This window comes from Aeromonas sp. TECH754 (assembly GCF_056279295.1).
This window is the reverse complement of the sequence record NZ_JBWBRA010000001.1, coordinates 3,535,907-3,555,624: the sequence shown is the minus strand read 5'-3', so window position 1 is coordinate 3,555,624 and position 19,718 is coordinate 3,535,907. Positions and strand designations below refer to the sequence as shown.

19 protein-coding genes are annotated in these 19,718 nt (G+C 62.4%); 11 read left to right on the top strand and 8 right to left on the bottom strand.

Annotated elements, in window-relative coordinates:
- Window positions 1–4: 4 nt before the first annotated feature.
- The 4 genes from ACZ9IL_RS16155 to tldD all read left to right on the top strand — a co-directional run bounded on the left by ACZ9IL_RS16155 (window position 5) and on the right by tldD (window position 3,392).
- Entirely contained in the window at window positions 5–337 is a 333-nt protein-coding gene (locus ACZ9IL_RS16155) for a Dabb family protein (RefSeq protein ID WP_476004409.1), read from the top strand.
- Entirely contained in the window at window positions 334–921 is a 588-nt protein-coding gene (locus tag ACZ9IL_RS16150) for a nucleotidyltransferase domain-containing protein (RefSeq protein ID WP_476004408.1), read from the top strand. The genes ACZ9IL_RS16155 and ACZ9IL_RS16150 overlap by 4 nt, the downstream gene beginning before the upstream one ends.
- A gap of 19 nt (window positions 922–940) precedes the next feature.
- Complete coding sequence (locus ACZ9IL_RS16145; RefSeq protein WP_476004407.1) at window positions 941–1,762, top strand: carbon-nitrogen hydrolase family protein; 822 nt, start codon at window positions 941–943, stop codon at window positions 1,760–1,762.
- A 181-nt stretch (window positions 1,763–1,943) separates the two neighbouring features.
- Window positions 1,944–3,392, top strand: a complete 1,449-nt coding sequence (tldD, locus tag ACZ9IL_RS16140) for a metalloprotease TldD (RefSeq protein ID WP_476004406.1) — start codon at window positions 1,944–1,946, stop codon at window positions 3,390–3,392.
- A gap of 122 nt (window positions 3,393–3,514) precedes the next feature.
- Here the strand turns inward: tldD and ACZ9IL_RS16135 are convergent, their stop codons facing one another.
- The 3 genes from ACZ9IL_RS16135 to ACZ9IL_RS16125 all read right to left on the bottom strand — a co-directional run bounded on the left by ACZ9IL_RS16135 (window position 3,515) and on the right by ACZ9IL_RS16125 (window position 6,004).
- A complete protein-coding gene (locus ACZ9IL_RS16135) occupies window positions 3,515–3,718 on the bottom strand; it encodes a hypothetical protein (RefSeq protein WP_476004405.1) in 204 nt (67 codons plus the stop codon).
- A gap of 113 nt (window positions 3,719–3,831) precedes the next feature.
- Window positions 3,832–4,554 (bottom strand): MarC family NAAT transporter, encoded by a 723-nt coding sequence (locus ACZ9IL_RS16130; protein WP_476004404.1) that lies wholly within the window; start codon window positions 4,552–4,554, stop codon window positions 3,832–3,834.
- 133 nt (window positions 4,555–4,687) lie between these two features.
- A complete protein-coding gene (locus ACZ9IL_RS16125) occupies window positions 4,688–6,004 on the bottom strand; it encodes an MFS transporter (protein ID WP_476004403.1) in 1,317 nt (438 codons plus the stop codon).
- A 243-nt stretch (window positions 6,005–6,247) separates the two neighbouring features.
- On the opposite strand from ACZ9IL_RS16125, the gene ACZ9IL_RS16120 reads away from it, so the two are divergent.
- Both ACZ9IL_RS16120 and aphA read left to right on the top strand, forming a co-directional pair.
- On the top strand, window positions 6,248–6,922 hold the full coding sequence (locus ACZ9IL_RS16120; RefSeq protein WP_476004402.1) for a Dph6-related ATP pyrophosphatase: 675 nt from the start codon (window positions 6,248–6,250) through the stop codon (window positions 6,920–6,922).
- Window positions 6,923–7,028: 106 nt separating this feature from the next.
- A complete protein-coding gene (aphA, locus tag ACZ9IL_RS16115) occupies window positions 7,029–7,748 on the top strand; it encodes an acid phosphatase AphA (protein ID WP_476004401.1) in 720 nt (239 codons plus the stop codon).
- Window positions 7,749–7,811: 63 nt separating this feature from the next.
- Here the strand turns inward: aphA and ypfJ are convergent, their stop codons facing one another.
- Window positions 7,812–8,666 (bottom strand): KPN_02809 family neutral zinc metallopeptidase, encoded by an 855-nt coding sequence (gene ypfJ / locus ACZ9IL_RS16110; RefSeq protein WP_476004400.1) that lies wholly within the window; start codon window positions 8,664–8,666, stop codon window positions 7,812–7,814.
- A gap of 73 nt (window positions 8,667–8,739) precedes the next feature.
- Window positions 8,740–9,003 carry a hypothetical protein gene (locus ACZ9IL_RS16105; protein WP_476004399.1) on the bottom strand — a complete coding sequence of 88 codons (264 nt, stop codon included), beginning with the start codon at window positions 9,001–9,003 and terminating at the stop codon, window positions 8,740–8,742.
- 232 nt (window positions 9,004–9,235) lie between these two features.
- Here ACZ9IL_RS16105 and ACZ9IL_RS16100 point away from each other — a divergent pair, with 232 nt between their 5' ends.
- Window positions 9,236–9,757 carry a GNAT family N-acetyltransferase gene (locus tag ACZ9IL_RS16100; RefSeq protein ID WP_476004398.1) on the top strand — a complete coding sequence of 174 codons (522 nt, stop codon included), beginning with the start codon at window positions 9,236–9,238 and terminating at the stop codon, window positions 9,755–9,757.
- A 75-nt stretch (window positions 9,758–9,832) separates the two neighbouring features.
- On the opposite strand, the gene ACZ9IL_RS16095 is transcribed toward ACZ9IL_RS16100, so the two are convergent.
- Together ACZ9IL_RS16095 and ACZ9IL_RS16090 are read right to left on the bottom strand one after the other, a co-directional pair.
- A complete protein-coding gene (locus ACZ9IL_RS16095) occupies window positions 9,833–10,009 on the bottom strand; it encodes a hypothetical protein (protein ID WP_476004397.1) in 177 nt (58 codons plus the stop codon).
- A 454-nt stretch (window positions 10,010–10,463) separates the two neighbouring features.
- Complete coding sequence (locus ACZ9IL_RS16090) at window positions 10,464–11,741, bottom strand: cation:proton antiporter (protein ID WP_476004396.1); 1,278 nt, start codon at window positions 11,739–11,741, stop codon at window positions 10,464–10,466.
- A gap of 204 nt (window positions 11,742–11,945) precedes the next feature.
- Here ACZ9IL_RS16090 and metH point away from each other — a divergent pair, with 204 nt between their 5' ends.
- From metH to rimK, 4 genes are all read left to right on the top strand, one after another.
- A complete protein-coding gene (gene metH / locus ACZ9IL_RS16085; protein ID WP_476004395.1) occupies window positions 11,946–15,629 on the top strand; it encodes a methionine synthase in 3,684 nt (1,227 codons plus the stop codon).
- A 26-nt stretch (window positions 15,630–15,655) separates the two neighbouring features.
- Entirely contained in the window at window positions 15,656–16,072 is a 417-nt protein-coding gene (locus ACZ9IL_RS16080) for a hypothetical protein (protein ID WP_476004394.1), read from the top strand.
- 132 nt (window positions 16,073–16,204) lie between these two features.
- Complete coding sequence (locus ACZ9IL_RS16075; RefSeq protein ID WP_476004393.1) at window positions 16,205–17,266, top strand: Gfo/Idh/MocA family oxidoreductase; 1,062 nt, start codon at window positions 16,205–16,207, stop codon at window positions 17,264–17,266.
- Window positions 17,267–17,379: 113 nt separating this feature from the next.
- Window positions 17,380–18,276 carry a 30S ribosomal protein S6--L-glutamate ligase gene (gene rimK / locus ACZ9IL_RS16070; RefSeq protein WP_476004392.1) on the top strand — a complete coding sequence of 299 codons (897 nt, stop codon included), beginning with the start codon at window positions 17,380–17,382 and terminating at the stop codon, window positions 18,274–18,276.
- 203 nt (window positions 18,277–18,479) lie between these two features.
- Here rimK and ACZ9IL_RS16065 read toward each other — a convergent pair whose 3' ends face one another.
- Window positions 18,480–19,709, bottom strand: a complete 1,230-nt coding sequence (locus tag ACZ9IL_RS16065; protein ID WP_476004391.1) for a sensor histidine kinase — start codon at window positions 19,707–19,709, stop codon at window positions 18,480–18,482.
- Between the last annotated feature and the right edge of the window lie 9 nt (window positions 19,710–19,718).

The following is a 19,718-nucleotide window of genomic DNA, read 5'->3' as shown; positions in this document are numbered from 1 at the left end:
AGCCATGATCCGACATATTCTGCTGATCACCTTCAAGGGTGAGGCCAGTCCCGGCGATATCGCGGCCGTCAGGGCGGCCTTTCTCGCCATCCCGCACCAGGTCAGCGGCGTGCTGGCCGTGGAGTGGGGCCAAAATGACAGTCCGGAGGGGCGTGCCGAAGGTTTTACCCACAGCGTGCTGATGACCTTCGCCGATGAAGCCGCCCGCCAGCGCTATCTGCCCCACCCGGATCACGACGCCCTCAAGGCGCTCTTTCGTCCCGTGCTGGATCGCATCATAGTGCTGGATTACAGCCTGCAGGCCGGCGATGCGGTTGCTGTTGGGACGCTGTCATGATGGAGGATGAGCGCTGGGGCAAGATTCCACCGCTGCAATTGGCGTTGTTGCGAGCCGTGGTGGAACATGGCAAAGCCCATCCCGCCATTGGTGCCGGGGTGGTGGTTGGCTCGCTTGCCAAAGGAAAGGCGGACCGGGTCTCTGATGTCGATGTCTTGTTGCTGGCCGAGCCGGGTTTTCACCAGCATGGGGAAGCGCTGGTTCGTTCCATTGTGGGTGAACGTGCTGTGTTCCACTGTTGGCAAGGAAGACATGAAAATGTCTGTTCCTACTGGCGCTATATCTTCCTGGATATGTCCAGCATCGAGATCCATATCCTTGATCGCGATGCCGGTTTCCCGCTTGCCAAGCCTTACATGCCTCTTTTTGATAAAACCCATTCTCTATCGGCGCTGGAGGTCTCGGGGCCCGCGCCCAGCCATTGGGATTTCCCTGCCTACATGGGGGACGGTAATGGTCTGGTGTGGGAACTGTTCGATTGCCTCAAATGGGCGGAGCGGGGCCAACGGGGATTAGTCAGGCATCATCTGCGTAAACTGTTGGCAGAGATGGATAAAGACCCGAATATTGTGGATCGCGAGTAACGCGGACAAGGAGAGAGTCATGTGGTTAGCCGCAATACAGCTGGTGTCCGGCCGTTGCTGGCAGGATAACCGGGAGCAGATTGCCGCCGAGCTGGCTGCCTTGCCCAAAGAGCGGCCATTGCTGGCACTGCTGCCGGAAAACTTCGCCCTGTTCGGTGATCGGCAGGGGTATCTGGACGGCGCCGAGGCGCTCGACACCGATCCGGCTGACGCCGGCCCCATCCAGGCGCAACTGACCGCCTGGGCCAGGGAGCACGGGATCTGGCTGGTCGCCGGCGCCATGCCGACCGTCATTGCTGGCTCGGACCACATTCACACCAGCTCGCTGGTGTTTGATCCAGACGGGGCGCTTAAGGGTCACTACCACAAGATCCATCTGTTTGACGTAGACGTGGCAGACAGCCACGGCCGTTACCGGGAGTCGGAGACCTTCAGCCCGGGCCAGGAGCCCGTGTTGGTAGACTCCCCCTTTGGTCCCCTCGGCCTCTCGATCTGTTATGATCTGCGTTTTCCCGAGCTCTATCGCCAGCTGGCGCGTACCGGTGCCCGGGTGCTGCTGGTGCCCGCGGCCTTTACCGCCGTGACCGGCGAGGCGCACTGGGAGCCGCTGCTGCGGGCCCGTGCCATCGAGAACCAGTGTTATGTGGTGGCGGCCAATCAGGGGGGCACCCACGAGACGGGGCGCCAGACCTGGGGTCACAGCATGGTGATTGACCCCTGGGGAAGGGTGTTGGCTTGCCAGCCAAGCGGCGCCGGCACAGTGTTGGCACAGATGGATGCCGGACTGGTCGAAGAGTTGAAGCGCACCATGCCGGTGATGCAACACGCTAGGTTGTTGTGATCCCGTGGCTTTGACTGGTATAGAACGGATTGAATGCCAACAACCCCTTCCCGACCTCCCCCTTCGAAAGGGGGAAGAGTAGTCAGCTCCCTCTCCTTGTGAAGGGGAGGGCCGGGTGGGGTTATTACGACCCGCACGATTTAACCGTTACGACATCTCACATCGAGATTGGAGAGAAAGATTGAGTCTATTGAGCCAGGTTAGTGCCTCCCTGTTGGCCCCGAACGACCTCGATGAGGGGCAACTGCAAAAGTTGCTCGGCAGCCTGATGAGCCATCAGGTGGAGTTCGGTGACCTCTATTTCCAGCGCAGCTGGCACGAGTCCTGGATGCTGGAAGATGGCATCGTCAAGGATGGCAGCTACAACATCGACCAGGGGGTCGGGGTGCGTGCCGTCAGCGGCGAGAAGACCGGCTTCGCCTACTCCGATGAGCTGAGCCTGCTGGCGCTGCAACAGTCGGTCACCGCCGCCCGTGGCATCGCCGCTGTCGGGGCGCAGGGCAAGGTGAAGGCTTGGGCCCGCACTTCGGCCAACCTGCTCTACCCGGCCATGGATCCGCTGCAGACTCTCGACAAGCTGCAGAAGATCGCCTTGCTGGAGCAGATGGACAGGTTCGCCCGCAGCCTGGATCCTGCCATCAATCAGGTGATGGCCTCCATCAGTGGCGTCTACGAGGAGATCCTGGTGGCTGCCACCGACGGTACTCTGGCCGCCGACGTGCGCCCGCTGGTACGGCTGTCGGTGACCGTCATCGCCGAGAAGGGGGAGCGCCGCGAGCGTGGCAGCGCAGGGGGCGGTGGTCGCTGCGGTTATGACTACTTCCTCGAGCTGGACGGGCTGGAGAGCCGCGCCTTTGGCTATGTGCGGGAGGCCGTGCGCCAGGCGCTGGTCAACCTTGAGGCCATCGATGCCCCGGCCGGCACCATGCCGGTGGTGCTCGGCGCCGGCTGGCCCGGTGTGCTGTTGCACGAAGCCGTGGGCCACGGTCTGGAGGGGGACTTCAACCGCAAGGGCTCGTCCGCCTTCGCCGGTCGCATCGGCGAACAGGTCGCCTCCAAGCACTGCACCATCGTCGATGACGGCACCCTGCCTGGCCTGCGCGGCTCGGTCAGCATAGATGACGAGGGTACGCCGGGTGGCTACAACGTCTTGATCGAAAACGGGATCCTGAAGGGCTATCTGCAGGACAAGCAGAATGCCCGGCTGATGGGTGTGCCGCTCACCGGCAACGGTCGCCGCGAATCCTACGCCGCGCTGCCGATGCCGCGCATGACCAACACCTACATGCTGGCGGGTCAGTACGATCCGGCGGAGATCATCGCCTCGGTGAAGAAGGGTATCTACGCCCCGAACTTCGGCGGTGGTCAGGTGGACATCACCTCCGGCAAATTCGTCTTCTCCGCCTCCGAGGCCTACCTCATCGAGGATGGCAAGATCACCACTCCCATCAAGGGCGCCACCCTGATCGGCAACGGCCCTGAAGCCATGAGCCAGGTCTCCATGGTGGGCCGGGATCTGGCGCTCGATCGCGGAGTCGGCGTCTGTGGCAAGGAGGGGCAGAGCATTCCGGTTGGCGTCGGCCAGCCCACCCTCAGGCTGGATCAGCTCACCGTGGGCGGCACCCAGTAGGATTGAGTGTTCGCGCAGCGATCAGGCAAAAACCCCGGCTCAAGGCCGGGGTTTTTATTGCGTCGTCGCACGGGGATAACAAAAAGCCCCGGCTGGTACCGGGGCTGATTGATGCGAGGCGGTCAGCTGGCAGAAATGGCGCGAGCGTCGATGTAATAGTGTGGCTTGCCCTGAGGATCGATCCTTATCTGGGCCACCAGACGGTTGGATTCCCGGTGTTCCCATCCCTTGCTCAGACGGGCGGGGGATGGACTGGCTATGCCGACCACGTTCAGGTATTCATGAAACAGGCTGTAGCCAGTGATCTCGGTCAGCATCTTTTCCATTTCATATCACCTAAGGAGTAGATTGGTGTGGCAATACCACCTTAGCCCTCGCTAGCTGAACCTGAGCTGTATAAAAAACAGGCTGAGCCCTTATCTCTCTCGTTCAACTTGCCTCATTCGGCATCTTTTGGTTCCAGCGCCTGCTCGATGGCCTGTTCGGCTGCGCTCGGTGCCTGATGCTGGACCTGGGCGACAGGGGCACCGTGGAACGCGGGATCCTGCGCCACCTCCTTGATGCCGTTGATGCAGAACTGCATGCCCATGCACACCAGCAGGAAGCCCATGATCCGGGTCATGGCATCGATGCCGGTGGCGCCCAGGATCTTGCAGACCGGATCCGCCAGCTTGAGTACACCCCAGCTCAGCAGGCTCATCAGGGCGAAGGCGGTGACCATGGCGGCATAGATGACGAAGCGGTTGTAGTCGGCGGGCAGCTCGGCAATCTGGGCGGCGCCGCTGATCACCAGCGCCATGGTGCCGGGTCCGCACATGCTGGGCATGGTGAGCGGCACGAAGGCGATGCTCTGGTTGACGTCGACGCCGGCGGCCTGGCTTGGCGCCGGGAACAGCATGCGAAAGCCGATGAAGGCGATGATGAGACCGCCGGCCAGCCGCAGCCCGGGAATGGAGATCCCGAACAGATCCAGGATGGAGGAACCGATGAAGAAGCTGACACAGAGGGTACAGAACAGGTAGATGGCGGCCAGATTGATCTGGCGGCGAATGTGTTCGCGGGACATGCCCTTGCTTAAGCCCAGCAACAGGGTGGCCGTGGTGGGGGGGTTGACCATGGGCAGCAGCGCCAGCAAGGCGATGAATACGACCTGGAAGAACATCTTGAACCTCTGACATATGACAGGAAAGAAAGGAGCCAGACAATGGTCTGGCTCCATGCAAGATTACCTTATGCAGTGCAGTCTGAATATAGACCCTATGAAAAGGCCCCGACAGCTGGCGGGGCCTTTTCTATCAGGCGGCTTGCGGCACGGGCCGGCGCTGGCCGCGCTGGCGCAGCCAGAGCCACAGGCCGAGCACAAAGCCGAGCGCCGCCAGGCTGACCACATAGTGGGAGGGCGCCAGCACGTCGTTCTTCATCCAGAGGGTGACCAGCATGGGGGTCAGGCCACCGAAGATGGCGTAAGCCACGTTGTAGGAGAACGACAGGCCGGAGAAGCGTACCGCCGCCGGGAAGGCGTTGACCATGACATAGGGCACGGCGCCGACGATGCCGACGGCGAAACCGGCCAGCACATAGAGCGGCACCAGCTGCTCCATGCCTGCCGCCAGACCGTGATAGAAGGCATAGGTCGCTCCTGCCAACAGCAGGGATCCGAGCACGAAGGTGGGACCGCTGCCGATGGCATCGGCCAGCCGGCCGTAGAAGATGCAGCCCAGGGTGAGCGCGACTATGGCCAGGGAGTTGGCGGTCAGCGCATCGGCGGGGCTGATGCCATGCACCTTCTGCAAGTAGGTCGGGGTCATCAGGATCACCACCACAATGCCGGCGGACAGCAGCCAGGTCAGCAGCATGGAGATGAGGACACTGCCCTTGTGCTCACGCAGTACGGTCTTGAGCGGCAGCTCCTCGGCCAGCGCCTTGTTGGCCTGCATCTCGGCGAAGACCGGGGTCTCGTGCAGCCAGCGGCGCAAGTACATGGCGACGATGCCGAACACCCCGCCGAGCACGAAGGCCAGACGCCAGCCCCAATCGCTCACCTCGACCGGACTCATGCCGCGGTTGATGGCAGTGGCCACCAGGGAACCGAGCAGGATGCCGGCGGTCAAGCCTGCCGTGAGCGTACCGCAGGCGATGCCGATCCGCTTGGTTGGCACGTGTTCGGCCACGAACACCCAGGCGCCGGGGACTTCACCGCCGATGGCCGCCCCTTGCAGGATGCGCAGCAGCAACAGCAGCAGCGGGGCGGCGATGCCGAGGGCCGCATAGGTGGGCAACAGGCCGATCAGCAGGGTCGGCAGCGCCATCATGAGGATGCTCAGGGTGAACATGCGCTTGCGGCCGATGAGATCGCCAAAGTGGGCCATGATGATGCCGCCGAGGGGCCGGGCCAGGTAGCCGGCGGCGAAGATGCCGAAGGTCTGGAATTGGCGAAGCCACTCGGGAATATCGGTCGGGAAGAACAGTTCGCCTATCACCACGGCGAAGAAGACGAAGATGATGAAGTCGTAGAACTCGAGGGCGCCGCCCAGCGCCGCCAGGCTCAGGGTCTTGTAATCCTGTCGGTTGAGGGGGCGGTTGCTATCATGCGTTGTGGTGACTGTAGTCATATCCTTATGTTTCCCATGATTTTTTAGTTATTGTTCCCCATCCTTGTGCGGGGACACGCTCAATCACGAGGGTATGCTTTTGTATCCCGAGATGTAAATCGCACAATTTGCAACACAGTCTTGCAACACTTCGTTTGCAACATGACCGTAGAGCTGATGACGAAGACCAGCAAGGTATCGCTGGTGATAAGGACTGTGGCTGTGCGCTCTTCAATCCCCTCGCATCCCACCGTTGGAGAAATGATGATTAAGACCAAGGTGCTGCTCTCCTGGAGCAGCGGGAAAGACAGTGCCTGGGCACTGCATCGGTTGCGGCAGGATCCGGCCATCGAGGTGGTGGGGCTGTTTACCACCCTCAACCAGGCGTTCGAGAGGGTGGCCATGCACGGGGTGCGCAGGCAGTTGCTGGAGCAGCAGGCACAGTGCGTCGGCTTGCCGCTGCTGACTATCGACCTGCCCTGGCCCTGCAGCAACGAGGATTACGGCCGCATCATGACCGGCTTCATTGCCGAGGTGGTGGCCAAGGGTATCCGGCACATGGCGTTCGGGGATCTCTTCCTCGAGGACGTGCGCGCCTATCGGGAGCGCCAGCTCGAGGGCACCGGGATCACGGCGCTGTTCCCGCTCTGGGGCAGCAGCACTTCTGAGCTGGCACGGGAGATGATGGTGGCGGGGCTCAAGGCCAGGATCTGCACGCTCGATCCCAAGCAGCTGAATATGAGCCTGGGCGGTCACGAGTTCGATGAGGCGCTGCTGGCGGCCCTGCCGGAGGGGGTGGATCCTTGCGGTGAGAACGGCGAGTTCCACACCCTGGCCTATGACGGCCCCATGTTCATGCTGCCTCTGTCCATAAAAACAGGGGAAACTGTGGTGAGAGATGGCTTCGTCTTTACCGATCTGCTGTCGGTCAATAATTAATTATTGAGTGCCAAACGCCCCTTTTTGTCGGGTGCCTCACAGTTTGTAGATGGATGAAGGGTCACCATTGACACCCTTTTTAGATTGAAAATGATGGCTACTCCTTATGAAATACTTTTCACGCCCAGCGCTGCTTGCCTCCTTGCTGGCTGCCACCTTCTCCTTGCCTGCCATAGCGGATGAGACTGCTACCATTCAGCTGGTTGCTGCCGGTGTCACCACCGTCACCTTGGCCCAGCAGGCCCCAATTCACTGGGTCTCGGTGGCACAGATTGCCAAGAGTCTGGATGGTCTGCCCCCGATGGCGGTCGGTTTTGATATTGACGATACCCTGCTCTTCTCCAGCCCGGGTTTCTATCGCGGCAAGCAGGAGTTTTCTCCCAACGACGAGAGCTATCTGAAGAATCCCGCCTTCTGGGAGAAAATGAACAATGGTTGGGATGAGTTCAGTATGCCGAAAGAGGTGGGCAAGGCGCTGATCGCCATGCACCTCAAGCGGGGTGACCACATCTATTTCGTCACTGGCCGCTCGGCCACCAAGACCGAAACTGTGAGCAAAACCTTGCAGCAGACCATGGATATCCCGGCCACTCAGCTCAATCCAGTGATCTTCGCTGGTGATCAGCCAGGCCAGAACACTAAGGTGCAGTGGCTCAAAGATAAGCAGATGAAAGTCTTCTACGGTGATGCTGACGGGGATATCAGGGCTGCGCAGGAGGCTGGCATTCGCGGCATTCGTCTGCTGCGGGCTGCCAACTCCAGCTACCGGCCGCTGCCCCTGGCGGGGGCGCTGGGGGAGGAGGTGATCGTCAACTCCCAGTATTGATGTTCACCCATGAATGAGAAAAGGGGCCGGATCCTGTCAGGAGCCGGCCCCTTTTTTGGGCGTCTAGCGGGCGGCGAAGGTGTCGCAGCTGGCGGGTTTGCCACTGTCGAAGCCCTTCTTGAACCAGGCCAGCCGCTGGGCCGAGCTGCCGTGGGTGAAGCTGTCCGGCACCACCCGGCCCTGACCCTGCTGCTGCAGCCGGTCGTCGCCGATGGCCTGAGCGGCATTGAGGGCTTCCTCCAGATCGCCGTGCTCCAGCACCTGCTCCCGCTCCATGTAGTGGCCCCAGACCCCGGCGAAGCAGTCGGCCTGCAGTTCGAGTTTGACCGACAGCTTGTTCTGGGCGGCCTGGCTCAGCCCCTGTTGCTGCTGGCGCACCTTGGTGGAGATGCCGAGCAGGTTCTGCACGTGGTGACCCACCTCGTGGGCGACCACATAGCCCTGGGCGAAGTCACCGTCGGCCCCCAGCTTGTCGCGCATGTCCTGATAGAAGGAGAGATCGATGTAAACCGATCTGTCAGCCGGGCAGTAGAAGGGGCCCATCACCGACTGGCCCTGACCGCAACCGGTGCGGGTGGCACCGCGATAGAGCACCAGCTTGGGGGGCTGATATTGGCTGCCGCTGCCCTTGAAGATCTCCCCCCAGGCATCCTCGGTGGAGGCGAGCATCACAGAGGTGAACTTGGCGAGGGGATCGTTGGCCGGCTGAGGCGCATTCTGGCGCGGCGCCTGGGTTTGCGGGGCCGGATCGTCGAGCAATGGGCTCAGATCCACACCGTAGTAACCCGCCACCATCACCACCACTATCAGGATGAGGCGGCCCTTGCCACCTATGGGCAGGCCGCCACCCCCGCTGCCACCGCCTTCCTGGCGCCTGTCTTCCACGTTGTTGCTCTCACGTCGATCTTGCCAGCGCATATCCGCCTACTCCCGTCATTGGCTGTGGCAGTAATGATAATGGCTGGTCGCCAGGCTTGCCCAATGAGGGACCTTATTCGGCCCAGGGCATCTCGGGCAGGCTGTCGAGGAATTCGGCGTAGCGGATCAGGTTGAAGGGGCCCTGCTCGGCTTCCATCGCCATCAGCTCGGCGCCGAGGGCGCAGGCGATGTATTGCAGCGCCTCTTCGCGCGGGGTGCCTTTCATCACCAGCCGCATCAGGGTGGCTTTTACCTGCAGGGGGTGGCCGTCGGCGAGCTGGTTATCAACCATCTCCAGCAGGGTCTGTTCGTCGAAAAATTCGGTGGATTCCGTCATGGTCTCTGTCCTGATTGTGTCATTGAAGGGAAGGATGGGGCCGCAGTATAGCCGCAACCGGCCCGCGGCTCGCGCCGAAATGGGGTTCATACCGGTGCAGAGGGGAGGCGCCCTGCATCATCACCGGTGCTTTTGCCGCCGACCCCGTCACTTCTGCCCGCCAGATCTTGCCAAGGCGTTGTCGCGGAGGCAGTCTTGGTGGCCTGTCGTTCCTATCAAAAGAGCCTTTGCCATGATCCTCTCCGAGCGCCTCGTCCTGCGCGAACTCAATCTGACCGATGCCCCCTTCATTCTCGAACTGCTCAACGACAGCGACTTTCATCGCTACATCGGGGATCGCGGCGTGCGCACCCTGGGCGATGCCGAAGACTATATCCAGCAGGGCCCGGCGGTCAGCTATGCCCAGCACGGGCACGGCCTCTATCTGGTGATGAGGCGCGAGGATGAGGCCAGGATCGGCATCTGTGGCTTGATCAAGCGCGATACCCTGCCGTGCGAAGACATCGGCTACGCTTTCCTGCCGGCTTATCGCGGTCAGGGTTATGGCATAGAAGCGGCTGTGGCTGCGTTGCAGGACGGGCGTGAGCGGCTCGGGATCGAGCGGGTCATCGCCATCGTCACGCCGGGCAACGAGCGTTCGGTCGGGCTGCTGGCCAAGCTGGGGCTGAGTCAGGGTCGACTGGTCAAGCTGGGTGGGAGCGAGGAGGAGTGCCTGCTGCTGGAAGATCCGGGCAGGGAAAGCGTGCCGGTCTGAGTCGGCAATCCGCAGGACATCAAAGGGCCGCCGTGAGTTGCGGCCTGTTTGTGTCGTGGCGGTCAGCGGATGGGATCAGTTGAGGTCTTCGATGGAGAACTCGCCAGGGATGCCATCGCAGGAGATGGCGAAGCCACCGCTGAAACGGGTACTGAACTGGATCAGGAAGGCATCGGCATCCTGCTCTTGCGGGGGCAGGTTGACGGGTTTGCTACGACGCAGGGGTTTGTGTGTTTGTACGGCTTTCATCATGGTATTTCTCTATATAAATTAAGTGTTTGCTCCTTGTTTTTGCAAATTTCAGGTTAATGGACGTGGTCAGATCCACGCAGGAATACCCAGCCCCTTGGGGGCGTCTGCACTTTTCAAGGAATGCGCCAAGGAACATGCAGATGCATGGTGCTACTTGGAAGTGGGCAGATCGGGTCTGCACCGTGAGAGCCGGGCAACGCAGGCAGACAGCCTGACGGTTCTCAAGGCGAGTAAATCAGAGGAAGGTTATGTGGGTACTGGCAGGATTCATCTAACGTTGAAGCATTGCGAACATAAACAGGGCTGATTAACTAGCCGGCGCGCATTCTCTCTGCAAAATGAATAGAAAGCAAACAGATATTTTGCTGGTGCGTAAAAAAGCCACAGGCTTTGCCAGTGGCCGAGCAGCAAAAGGGCTCCCGTCGGGAGCCCTTTCTATTGGCAATACCCTGGCTTAGTAGCTGCCGCTGGCCTTCTTGGCGGCGGTGATCATGGGCGTGATGGTCATGCCCTGCACCACGATGGAGAACATCACCACCGAGTAGGTCATCACCAGGATCACCTCCCGCAGATCGATACCGTACTCCGGCAGCACCATGACGCCGGAGGGCAGCGCCAGCGCCATGGCCATGGCCAGGCCACCACGCAGGCCACCCCAGGTCAGGATACGGATGGAGAAGGTGTTGTAGCTGCGGAAACGGCGGAAGGCGACGTAGGGCAGCGACACGCTGATGAAGCGGGCGGCCAGGCAGAGCGGCACGGCGATAACCAGCAGGATCCAGTCTTGCCAGGCGAGGTCCAGCAGCACCAGTGCCAGGCCGATCAACAGGAACAGCAGGGCGTTGAGGAACTGATCCATCAACTCCCAGAAGTGATCCAGGTGGTGGCGGCTCTGCTCGGAGAAGCCGGATTGACGGGTCCAGTTGCCGATCATGATGCCGGTGACCACCATGGCCAGGGCGCCGGAGACGCCGATCATGTTGGCGAAGGCGAAGCCGGCGGTCGGGATGCACAGGGTCAGCAGCAGCTCGAGTGAGCCGTCGTCGGTGGCGCTGATCATCACGTGGGCGACGAGACCCAGTACGGCACCGAACAGGATGCCGCCGAGGGCCTCATGCAGGAACAGGCCCGCCACGCTGGTGAAGGTCGGCTCGACCCCGCCGAAGGCGACCGCGAACACGGTGGCGAAGATCACCAGGCCGACCCCGTCATTGAACAGGGATTCGCCCTCGATCTGGATGGCAATCTGGGGTGGCGCCTTCATCTTCTTGACGATGGCCAGCACGGCGATGGGGTCGGTGGGGGAGATCAGCGCACCGAACAGCATGCAGTAGATCAGCGGCAGTTCCCAGCCGAGCAGCTTGGCGATGAACCAGAAGCCGTAGCCGATGAGGAAGGTGGAGATCAGGGTCGCCAGGATGGAGAGGATGGTGATCTCCCACTTCTGACTGCGCAGGGCCTTCAGATTGATGCCGAGTCCACCGGCGAACAGCAGGAAACCCAGGATCCCCTTCAGCAGGAAGTTCTGGAAGTCGATGCTCTCCATGGTCTCGACGGCCAGCGGTTCCAGATTGAACCAACCCAACTTGCCAAACAGCACCAGCAACGCGGAGATCAGCATGGATCCTGCCGTGATGGCGATGGTGGTCTGGATCTTCACCACATACTGGTTGGCAAAGGCAATGAAGATTGCCAAGGCTGCCAAGAAGCAGAGTGTGTAGTAGACGCTCATAGTTATTTTTCTCTTTAGTAAACAGCAAGCACGTGTCCGGATGGAGGACGGGCATAGGGTACTCCCGGCTCATGACGCACTCATTACCCATTTGTGGGTATATTTAATCATGATTACGGACTGATAGACGGCTAGATTTCCATTTGATTTGTTTGCTGCTAGGATGACCCTCACGCAGTTGCATGGATGTAAGAGGAACGAGCGGTGTCGAGCATAAAGTCGGACATAACAAAGAAACTGGAATCTTGTCTCAAGGAACGGATCCTGATCATCGATGGCGCCATGGGCACCATGATCCAGGGCTACAGGCTGGGTGAAGCGGATTATCGCGGCGAGCGCTTCGCGAACTGGCATACCGACATCAAGGGCAACAACGATCTGCTGGTGCTGACCAGGCCGGCGGTCATCCGCGAGATCCACGATCAGTACTGCGCCGCCGGGGCCGACATCCTCGAAACCAACACCTTCAACGCCACCCGTATCGCCATGGCCGATTACGAGATGGAAGCCTTCTCCGCCGAAATCAACCTTGAGGCCGCCCGTCTTGCCCGAGCCGTCGCCGACGAGTGGACCGCACGCGAGCCCCACAAGCCGCGCTTCGTGGCCGGGGTCTTGGGCCCGACCAACCGTACCGCCTCCATCTCGCCGGACGTCAACGATCCCGGCAAGCGCAACGTCACCTATGACCAGCTGGTGGCTGCCTACACCGAATCGACCCACGCCCTGATCGAGGGCGGCGCCGACATCATCCTGATCGAGACCATTTTCGACACCCTCAACGCCAAGGCGGCCGCCTTCGCGGTGGAAGGGGTGTTCGAGGCGCTGGGCTACAGCCTGCCGGTGATGATCTCCGGCACCATCACCGATGCCTCGGGCCGCACCCTCTCCGGCCAGACCACCGAAGCCTTCTATCACTCATTGCGCCACGTCAAACCGCTGTCGTTCGGCCTCAACTGCGCGCTGGGCCCGGCCGAGCTGCGGGAGTATGTGGAAGAGCTGTCGCGGATCGGCGAGAGCTTTGTGAGCGCCCACCCCAACGCCGGGCTGCCTAATGCGTTCGGCGAGTACGATCTCGACGCGGGCGAGATGGCGGCGCACATCCGCGAGTGGGCTTCGAGCGGCTTCTTGAACCTGGTGGGTGGCTGCTGTGGCACCACTCCGACCCACATCCGCGCCATGAGCGACGCCGTGGCCGGTATCAAGCCGCGCGTCTTGCCCGAGCTGCCGGTGGCCTGCCGGCTGTCGGGCCTTGAGCCGCTCATCATCACCGCGGAATCCATGTTCGTGAACGTGGGGGAGCGCACCAACGTCACCGGTTCCGCCAAGTTCAAGCGCCTCATCAAGGAGGGGCTCTACGACGAGGCCCTCGATGTGGCCAAGCAGCAGGTCATGAGCGGCGCCCAGATCATCGACATCAACATGGACGAGGGGATGCTGGACGCCGAGGCGGCCATGGTGCGCTTCCTCAACCTCATCGCCGGTGAGCCGGACATCGCCCGGGTGCCGGTGATGATCGACTCCTCCAAGTGGGAGGTGCTGGAGGCGGGCCTTAAGTGCGTGCAGGGCAAGCCGGTGGTTAACTCCATCTCCATGAAAGAGGGGGAGGCGAAATTTATCGAGCAGGCGAAGCTGCTGCGCCGCTACGGCGCCGCCGTCATCGTGATGGCGTTCGACGAACAGGGCCAGGCCGATACCCGCGCCCGCAAATTCGAGATCTGTCAGCGCGCCTACCGGGTGCTGGTGGACAAGGTCGGCTTCCCGCCGGAAGACATCATCTTCGACCCCAACATCTTCGCCATCGCCACCGGCATCGACGAGCACAACAACTACGCGGTGGACTTCATCGAGGCGGTGAAGGACATCAAGGAGAATCTGCCCCATGCGATGATCTCCGGCGGCGTCTCCAACGTCTCCTTCTCGTTCCGTGGCAACGAGCCGGTGCGCGAGGCGATCCACGCGGTCTTCCTCTACCACGCCATCCAGAACGGCATGGACATGGGCATCGTCAACGCCGGTCAGCTCGCCATCTATGAAGACATTCCGGCGGAGTTGAAAGAGAGAGTCATCGCCGTGGTGCTCAACCTCAATGACAACGCCACCGAGGATCTGCTGGCCATCGCCGAGAAGTATCGCGGCGCCGGGGCCCAGGCCGAAGATCCGCGGGATCAGGAGTGGCGCAGCTGGCCGGTGGGCAAGCGGCTGGAACACGCGCTGGTCAAGGGCATCACCGACTTCATCGAAGAGGATACCGAAGCCGCGCGGGCCGGGGCCGAGAAGCCGCTGCACGTGATCGAGGGGCCGCTGATGGACGGCATGAACGTGGTCGGCGACCTGTTCGGCGCGGGCAAGATGTTCCTGCCCCAGGTGGTCAAGTCGGCGCGGGTGATGAAGCGGGCGGTCGCCTACCTGCAACCCTACATCGAGCAGGAGAAGTCGGGCGGCTCCAGCAACGGCAAGATAGTGATGGCCACCGTCAAGGGCGACGTACACGACATCGGCAAGAACATCGTCGGCGTGGTGTTGCAGTGCAACAACTACGAGATAGTGGATCTGGGGGTCATGGTCTCCTGCGAGAAGATCCTGAAAACCGCGCGGGAAGTTGGGGCGGACATCATCGGCCTCTCCGGCCTCATCACCCCCTCGCTGGACGAGATGGTACACGTCGCCAAGGAGATGGAGCGCCAGGGCTTCAAGCTGCCGCTGCTGATCGGCGGCGCCACCACCTCCAAGGCGCACACCGCGGTCAAGATAGAGCAGAACTACAGCGAGCCGGTGGTCTATGTGTCGAACGCCTCCCGCGCGGTCGGCGTGGCCCAGAGCCTGCTCAACCCCGAGCTCAAGCCCGCCTTCGTCGCCCGCATCGACAAGGAGTACGAGATTGCGCGGGAGCAACACGCCCGCAAGCAGCCGCGCTCCAAGCCGGTCAGCCTGGCCCACGCCCGCGCCAACCGCCAGCAGCTGGACTGGGTGAACTATCAGCCGCCAGCGCCGCGCGAGCCAGGGGTACAGACGTTTGAGAACGTCGCCATCTCGGTGCTGCGTCCCTACATCGACTGGACGCCGTTTTTCCTCAGCTGGGAGCTGGCGGGCAAGTATCCGCGCATCCTGGAGGACGAGATCATAGGCGAGGAGGCGACCAAGCTGTTTGCCGACGCCAACGCCATGCTGGATCTGCTGGAGCGTGACGGCAGCGTGCGCTGCGCCGGCATCATCGGCCTCTTCCCCGCCAACGCCGTCGGCGACAGCATCGAGGTCTACACCGACGAGTCCCGCAGCGAGGTGCGCAAGGTGCTGCACCACCTGCGCCAGCAGAGCGAGAAGCAGGGCTTCCCGAACTACTGTCTGGCGGACTATGTCGCGCCCAAGGAGAGCGGCAAGGCGGATTGGATCGGTGCCTTCGCGGTGACCGGCGGCATAGGTGAAGAAGCCATCGCCAACGCCTACAAGGCGCAGCTCGATGACTACAACGCCATCCTGGTGCAGGCGGTGTGCGACCGTCTGGCCGAGGCCTTCGCCGAATACCTGCACGAGCAGGTGCGCAAGCTGCATTGGGGTTATGCCGCCGATGAGGCGCTTTCCAACGAGGAGCTGATCCGCGAGAACTATCGCGGCATCCGCCCGGCGCCCGGCTACCCGGCCTGCCCGGAGCACACCGAGAAGGGCAGCATCTGGGAGCTGCTCGATGTGGAGCAGGCCATCGGTATGCAGTTGACCGAGTCCTACGCCATGTGGCCGGGGGCGGCGGTGTCCGGCTGGTACTTCTCTCACCCCGAGAGCAAATACTTCGCGGTGGCGCAGATCCAGCAAGATCAGGTGGAAGATTACGCCCAGCGCAAGGGCATGACCCTGGCGGAAGCCGAGCGCTGGCTGGGGCCGAACCTGCATTGATCAGGTGTAAGTGGCTAGGAGGGGAAATGGACAAGGCAAGAGATGATGAGGCCTGGCCGGATGAGGCGTTGATTTCTCGCTGTCTTGCCGAAGCGGATGAAGAGGGATACGTCGATTTCAAGGTGTTCTGTCGGGCGCTGGATGTGTCGGCCTCTGCACTGGCCGGCTTCTTCCATGAGCGCGCTCGCTTCTACGACTCGTCAGAGATGGTGGCTCTGCGTGAAGGGTTGAACCATAGGGTGGAGTGGCGTGAACGCAAGCAGCGGGACGGCACCTCCCACGATCCAGCCAGATTCGTGGTGAAGCGGGCGCAGATTCATCGGGATCATCTCGTGTGCTTTCTGCAGCGGTCGGAGCGATACATCACCCGGGCCAGGGCAGACTTTGATCGGGCTGTGCTGCGCTGGCGAATGGAGCAAAGCGGGGTCGGCCCCCTCCATTGAGCCAGCTTCCCCTTTTATTGATATGAAGGTGATGCCTCCTCTTGGCGTGTCACTTTGCCTGTGCCAGCGCGGTGTGACCTAGCCACCCAGTTGGCCCATTCACGGGTCTATGGACCCTGAATCGAGGTGGTGATGAAGATTGGATTCGTCGGCCTGGGGGCCGTGGTGCAGACGGCCTATCTGCCTGCGCTCGCTATTTTGGCGGAAAATGCTGAAATTTTGGGCTTTGATCCGGCGCGGATGCTGCCAGGGGTGACGTCGGCCCCGAGTCTGGACGCCCTGCTGGCACTGCCGCTGGACCGGTTGGTCATTGCCACCCCCTCCCTGCTGCATCTGCCGGTGCTGGAGCGGGCGCTGGCAAGCCGCATCCCCCTCATACTGGTGGAGAAACCCATGGTGGCCAGCCTGGCTCAGCACGCCCGGCTGCAGACGCTCTTGGCGGATCCTGCCGTGGCGAGCCGGGTGTTGGCGCTGGATCACTGGATGGCGCGCACCGCCGTGCAGCAACTGCTCGGCGGCGAGCTGGATGCCGGCTGGCAGCCGCTGACAGCTGAAGCCGGCATTCGGCCCGCGTCCATCGAGGACGTGGCCTCGGTGGAAGGCTTCCTGCTGGAGCCCTGCGGCATCGACCCGCAGGGTCACCCCTTTGCCCTCAATTTTGCAACCGGCGAGCCGGATCAACGAACCTTCCATCACCCGGACGGGGTCATCCTCGACATCGGCACCCATCTGCTGGCGATGATCCGCGAGCTGCTGGTGGCCCTCGGCGGGGACGACCGCCTGCAGCTGGTCGCCGAGAACGTCTGCGATAGGCTGGGTCAGCCCATTGAGCAGGGGGATCTGACCACCGCCGAGGGGCGTGCCTGTCTGCGCGGCGAGGCGGCCGGGGTGCCGCTGACGCTCTGGCTCGACAAGTACGCGGGGCCCGGGGTGGAGAAGAAGGGGCTCAGTCTCCTGCTGAACGATGGGCGCCAGCTGGAGTTGCTGCGCAGCGGCAATCAGGCCTGGCTGCATTATCATGAGAACGGCGTTATGCAGCGCTGGCAGCTGGAGGGGCCCCTCTATCGCCACTGCATCGCCAAGACCCTGCTGGCGGCGGTTCCCGCCGCGGGATGGGGCGGGGTCAGCGCCCGCCGTTTGCAGGAGGTGGGGCTGTTGCTCGGGCTGCAGCAGCAATTGCGAGGGCCTCATTGAATCTGTTTTAGATTGTCTTGCAGAAAGGCGAATGGTGAGGGGAAAGGATTGGCGTTGCCAGCAGTCCGTGGCACCTTATACTCTCCAGTCCGATTATCAGGTCTGCCATTTCCATGAATATTGCCATTTTATCCCGTGAGCCCAACAACTACTCCACCCGCCGTCTGGTCGAGGTGGCCCAGGCCCGTGGTCATCAGGTCGAGGTGCTCGACACCCTGCGTTGCTACATGAACATCGCCTCCCACAACCCTTCCATCCACTACGAGGGGCGGGAGTTGGGCAGCTATGACGCCGTGATCCCGCGCATCGGCGCCAGCATCACCTTCTACGGCACCGCCGTGCTGCGCCAGTTCGAGATGATGAATACCATGGCGCTGAACAGCTCGGTCGCCATTTCCCGCTCCCGCGACAAGCTGCGCGCCATGCAACTGCTCTCCCGCCACGGCATAGGCCTGCCCATCACCGGTTATGCCCACAGCACCCACGACGTGCCGGATCTCATCACCATGGTGGGCGGCGCGCCCCTGGTGGTGAAGCTGCTGGAAGGCACCCAGGGCATTGGCGTTGTGCTGTGCGAGACCCAGAAGGCCGCGGAGAGCGTGATCGAGGCCTTCATCCAGACCAACAACAACATCCTGGTGCAGGAGTATATTCGCGAGGCGAACGGTGCCGACATCCGCTGCCTGGTGGTCAACGGCAAGGTGGTCGCCGCCATGCGCCGGCAGGCTCAGCCGGGGGAGTTTCGCTCCAACCTGCACCGGGGCGGCACCGCCGAGGCGATCAAGATAAGCCCCGAGGAGCGGGCGACCGCGGTGCAGGCCGCGAAGATCATGGGGTTGGACGTGGCCGGGGTGGATATCCTGCGCAGTGCCCGCGGCCCGCTGGTGCTGGAGGTCAACTCCTCCCCCGGTCTGCAAGGGGTGGAGGCGGCCTCCGGCAAGGATGTGGCGGGCAAGATCATCGATTTTCTGGAACTCAAGGCGAGCCGCAAGCACAAGCCGGCGGAGTGAATTCGGCAAACGGATGGTTGGATCAGACAAGGCGCCCGAGGGCGCCTTGTTGTTGTTGGCCGTCTTGTTGAAAGGCATCCCCCACCTTTCCCAAAGGAAGAGGAGGCCGAGCGGTGATGTGGAGGCGAGTCAGGTGATCGGTGTTTTGCTCCCTTGTCCCGCTTTTTTGCAGAGACGGAGAGAAGGGTTGGGGATGAGGGGAGCTATGACCTCGTAGGGCCGGATGTGCTCATCTCCAGCCTGGCGCTAAAGACGCCCTCCTCCAGCCGGGTCTCTATCTGCCAACCCAGCTTCTCGCAGATGCGCTGGATGATGGTCAGGCCGCAGCCGTAGCCGAGGATCTGATCCGGCGCCGCCGCCGTGGGGTTGCTGATGGTGAGGGTTTGCCCCGTCAGTGCGATCTCGATATGGCCATCGGCGTAACTCAGGGCGTTCTTGAGCAGGTTGCCGAGCGCGATGGCGAGCAGGGAGAGGGGAGCCTGCACTTCGCTCTCCTCGTCCAGACTAAGCCGGATCGCCAGACTCTCCCGTTGCAGCAGAGGGGCGAGGCGGGCCAGCTCCTGATGGATCAGTGGGGCTACCCGCTGTGGTGGGCGCTCGACGTCCTCCTTGCGGCCCAGCAGCAGGAAGGTCTCGGTGAGCAGCGCCATCTCGTCGCTGGCGGCGCGGATGCGGCCCGCCGCCCGGGCGGCGGGGGGGGGCAAGTCCGCCACCTTGCCGAGCAGGGCCGCCGAGCCCTGGATCACCATGTTGGGGGTGCGCAGCTCGTGGCTCGCGAAGCGGCTGAACTCCTGCTCCCTGGCGAACACGGCAGCCACCTCTTGCTTGCCCGCCAGCAGTGCCAGTTCTATCTCCCGCAGCTCCTGCCAGGGGGCGTCCGGCACGAAGTCCGCCTGATCCGGGGTGAGGTGGGCGACCCGTTGGCGCAGTCGCTCGAGGGGGCCGGTGATGTGGCGCACCAGCCAGATGCCGAACCCTATGCAGGCGATCAGCAGGGCCAGCCCGATCAGCCGGGTGGCCAGGTGCAGCTTGTCTTCGTAAGGATCCAGGTAGTCGTCGGCGTCGTCGTTGAAGACGAGGTAGAGCAGTCCCAGGCCGGAGGGATGGGGCCGTACCAGGAAGTGCTTGTCCTCATCGCCGAGCTGGTGCTCGTAGAAGCCGGGGGAGGTGTAGTCCTTGAGCCAGGTGGGCAGCCGACCGGCCTGGGTCCAGTAGCTGGAGAACTGGCGCGGGCTGGGGGCGGGGGCCTCCTGACCGAGCCGCAGCCAGTCATCGTTGTAGCGGGTGACTTCGGCCTCCAGCCAGTGGCGCAGGCTCAGCTCCTCCATCTTGTCTTCGGCCACCACCATCAGCAGGCTGAGGATGACGAGCAGCAAGAGCCCGGCGCTCCCCAGCGCCAGGATCAGCCGCCGGCGCAGGCTGGGCAGGGTCATTGTCCCCAC

Excerpts from the sequence above, each read along its gene's own strand:
- ACZ9IL_RS16155 (WP_476004409.1), top strand. The coding sequence starts at position 5 with ATGATCCGACATATTCTGCTGATCACCTTCAAGGGTGAGGCCAGTCCC.
- ACZ9IL_RS16150 (WP_476004408.1), top strand. The coding sequence starts at position 334 with ATGATGGAGGATGAGCGCTGGGGCAAGATTCCACCGCTGCAATTGGCG.
- ACZ9IL_RS16145 (WP_476004407.1), top strand. The coding sequence starts at position 941 with ATGTGGTTAGCCGCAATACAGCTGGTGTCCGGCCGTTGCTGGCAGGAT.
- ACZ9IL_RS16135 (WP_476004405.1), bottom strand. The coding sequence starts at position 3,718 with ATGGAAAAGATGCTGACCGAGATCACTGGCTACAGCCTGTTTCATGAA.
- ACZ9IL_RS16130 (WP_476004404.1), bottom strand. The coding sequence starts at position 4,554 with ATGTTCTTCCAGGTCGTATTCATCGCCTTGCTGGCGCTGCTGCCCATG.
- ACZ9IL_RS16125 (WP_476004403.1), bottom strand. The coding sequence starts at position 6,004 with ATGACTACAGTCACCACAACGCATGATAGCAACCGCCCCCTCAACCGA.
- ACZ9IL_RS16120 (WP_476004402.1), top strand. The coding sequence starts at position 6,248 with ATGATTAAGACCAAGGTGCTGCTCTCCTGGAGCAGCGGGAAAGACAGT.
- aphA (WP_476004401.1), top strand. The coding sequence starts at position 7,029 with ATGAAATACTTTTCACGCCCAGCGCTGCTTGCCTCCTTGCTGGCTGCC.
- ypfJ (WP_476004400.1), bottom strand. The coding sequence starts at position 8,666 with ATGCGCTGGCAAGATCGACGTGAGAGCAACAACGTGGAAGACAGGCGC.
- ACZ9IL_RS16105 (WP_476004399.1), bottom strand. The coding sequence starts at position 9,003 with ATGACGGAATCCACCGAATTTTTCGACGAACAGACCCTGCTGGAGATG.
- ACZ9IL_RS16100 (WP_476004398.1), top strand. The coding sequence starts at position 9,236 with ATGATCCTCTCCGAGCGCCTCGTCCTGCGCGAACTCAATCTGACCGAT.
- ACZ9IL_RS16095 (WP_476004397.1), bottom strand. The coding sequence starts at position 10,009 with ATGATGAAAGCCGTACAAACACACAAACCCCTGCGTCGTAGCAAACCC.
- ACZ9IL_RS16090 (WP_476004396.1), bottom strand. The coding sequence starts at position 11,741 with ATGAGCGTCTACTACACACTCTGCTTCTTGGCAGCCTTGGCAATCTTC.
- ACZ9IL_RS16080 (WP_476004394.1), top strand. The coding sequence starts at position 15,656 with ATGGACAAGGCAAGAGATGATGAGGCCTGGCCGGATGAGGCGTTGATT.
- ACZ9IL_RS16075 (WP_476004393.1), top strand. The coding sequence starts at position 16,205 with ATGAAGATTGGATTCGTCGGCCTGGGGGCCGTGGTGCAGACGGCCTAT.
- rimK (WP_476004392.1), top strand. The coding sequence starts at position 17,380 with ATGAATATTGCCATTTTATCCCGTGAGCCCAACAACTACTCCACCCGC.
- ACZ9IL_RS16065 (WP_476004391.1), bottom strand. The coding sequence starts at position 19,709 with ATGACCCTGCCCAGCCTGCGCCGGCGGCTGATCCTGGCGCTGGGGAGC.